Raw genomic sequence first — 3197 nt, forward strand, 5'->3', positions numbered from 1 at the left:
AAATAATACACAAAAAGGAGCCAACATGAAAAAATTATCAAATCACATCATACTCTCAGGCATAACAGTATCAATGTTATTTTCTCCGCTAATGGCTTTACCTAGTGGAGGTAAATTTACTCACGGGACTAGTGGAACTATAAACAAACCAAATGACAATACCTTAAATATTAATGGACATGGAACAAACTCAGTCATACAATGGGGTGGTGGCTTTAGTATAGGCAAAGGTGAAAGTGTAAATTTTAATGGAAACAATAAAAACTACCTAAACATTGCTCATGGGACAAGTAAATCTACCATAGAAGGTTTATTAAATGCAAAAGGTAATAATGTCTTTTTAATCAATCCTAATGGGGTAATCATTACTAAAACAGGAACTATTAATGCTAATCGCTTTGTGGCTTCGACTTCGTCTATGAGTGATGAGGATATACAAAAGTTTGCAAAGATGCAAAAATTTGATGATGGATTAACTTTTTCACCGGTGTTTAAACCACAAAAAGCAGGCAATGTAGTTAATATGGGTAATATTAATGCTAATAATGTATTACTTATAGGGAATAAGGTTTTATTATATGGAACTTTTGATATTGAAAATAAAACTTTTAATCAAATTGCAGCTTTAGATAAAGATAAAAAAACAAATATATATTTAGTTGGGAATGAAACTCATGCTGATATTGCTACCTTAAATAATACAGATAAGTTGCATATAACTGCTAAAGATGAAGGTTCTTTATATTTAGGTGCTACGGGATATTATTACAATCCATCTTCTTTTAAAAGTTTTAATTACAAACAACAAGATTATGATAATGCTTTAGATGAAACTGGAAACAAAATAAAAGTAAAGCATAATAATGAAAAATTTTTAAATAATAAATTTATAGGTATAAGTTCTGATGTGGATTGGTGGCATTTTGCTAAAGGATGGAATGAAAATAAAAGTGATTTTAGCAAAAATATCGAATATAGACTTACTAATAATATAAATTTTAAAGGCAATCAAGGCAAAGGCAAAGAAGGAAAAGATTGGCAAAACTATGCTAATTATTGTATAGATGGTCTTGATTGTACTTCTATGATGATTGGTGATAATAAAAATCCTTTTACTAAAACATTTGATGGCCAAGGATTTACTTTAAAAAATATTAATATAGAGGCTAACAATAAAAATTATGTTGGTATTTTTGGAAATTTAAGTAATGGGGCTAATATAAAGAATTTCAATGTAGATTATATGAATGGTAATGTTAAAGCAAATACGACAAATTATATTCTTTATACAGGTGGTGTTGTCGGACTTATAGAGCAAGATGCTAAAGTTGAAGACATTGTTTTAAAAAATATCAATGAAATTATAGGCAATGGTAAAGATTATGCTTATGTTGGAGGTTTTGTTGGGGATATTGTTGATGTAGCTAATTTCGATTCTCTACCTATGATAATAAAAGGTAGTAAATTTAAAAATATTACAATTTTAAATATAAACGGTATTCAGGCAGAAGGAATACAAACTTCAAGAGTAGGCGGATTTAGTGGAGCTGTTTATTCCTCCCAATTGAGTCAAAATTCTAGATATGATTTTAATAATATTTTTTTAAATCATATTGGTTATATAGGTGCGGTAACGGATAAAGCAAGTGCTAAATCAGGAGGATTTGTCGGAGAGATTATAAATGTATACAAAAAAAACGAAACTCCAACTTATAATAGCTTTACAGATATTTCTTTAAATGATATAGGATTGATTCAATCTTATAACAAAGGAACATATGATCATTATTTAAACAGCTCTCATGATTTTGAGCAGGATGATTCTTTTGCTAGTGGATTTGCTGCAAGTGCTAGTGGAGGGAATTATTTTACTGGTATAACTTTAAATAATATAAAAACAATTCAAAGTATATCCAAAGACAAAGCTGAACTTAGCTATGCGTCAGGTTTTATATCGCATTCTGGTTCAAATTATTTCAACGACATAATTTTAAATGATATACAAAATATTATTTCTGAAGGAACGGGGCATAATAAAAATGGAGCAACAATAGCAACTGGTTTTGTGAGTTTTTATAATCCTAGTTATTTTTATGATATATATGCTTTTTTTAATTCAAAATCACAAATTCAATCAATTGCACCTAAAAATGAAGAAAAGACTATAGTTGGTTATTTTGATATCGGAGGAAAAGATAAAGATGATAAAAGCCATCATAATATCCATGTGTGGATGCCTAAAGATATTTTAAATGGAAAACACTCTCCTGATAAAAAATCTTCTATTGATATAAAAGAATACAGCGATCAAACGCAAGCTTATAAAGAATATAAACAAAAATTGTTAGAATACTCTAATAAGCAATTTTTAAAAGACAATCATAATTATCTTACTTTTGCTTTAAATGAGAAAAAAGATGAACTTAAAGAAGCTTTAGAATTAGATTTAAATGCTATTTTAAACAAAGAAGCTATGCTTTTCAAAGATGATTCTTTTCAAAGCAGTATTGAAAATTATGCTATTAATGATATTGCAAGTCAATATTATAGATTTTATATTAGCTCGCTAGATGATATGCTTAAAGAAAAAGATTATAAACAGATGAGTGAAGATGAGAAAATTGATTTCGTGTCTAAGTATTTTTTAAAAGATAATGAAAACAATAAAGAAGAAGCTTTGAAGATAGTTCAGAGTTTGGAATTTATAGATGCTTATCAAGAAAATGGTTTAAAGGGTGCTAATAAAGAAAAAATTTATCAAAATGAAACTTTTGAAAAATTGTTAGATAATACTGCTAATGTGATTTCTAAAAAAGATTTTATATTCGCTTTATTAAAGAAAGATTTGAAAGATTTTCTTGATAAATCTATAATACTAACAAATCAACTACAAGAAATAAAAACAAAAATTCAAGAAAATGAAAGAGAATATAATGCTTTAGCTAGTAGTGAAAATATTGATTTCAAAAAAATCAATATTTTGGCAGAAAATATTAGCAAATTAAATCAGCAACAAAAAGATATTGTTTCTCAATTGGATATTAGCCCTATAAAAAATAAAATAGAATATACTATCTCAAAAGGAGGTTTTGAAATAATAGGAGATGTTAAGCAAGATATATATACGCCAAAATTAGCACAGCTTGCATTGCAACACGCGAAAAAAGAAATTCCGTGGACAGAACTTCAACCAAGCA

Annotated in this window: 1 protein-coding gene; it reads left to right on the forward strand. The window is 27.7% G+C overall.

Annotation, left to right across the window (positions count from 1 at the left end; translation table 11 throughout):
* Window positions 1-25: 25 nt before the first annotated feature.
* Window positions 26-3197: two-partner secretion domain-containing protein (locus E2O22_RS07745; protein ID WP_133319973.1), on the forward strand; the 3172-nt coding region annotated here is incomplete at its 3' end.

The sequence above is a fragment of the Campylobacter lari genome (assembly GCF_004357905.1).
GTDB classification, from domain to species: Bacteria; Campylobacterota; Campylobacteria; order Campylobacterales; family Campylobacteraceae; genus Campylobacter_D; species Campylobacter_D lari_D.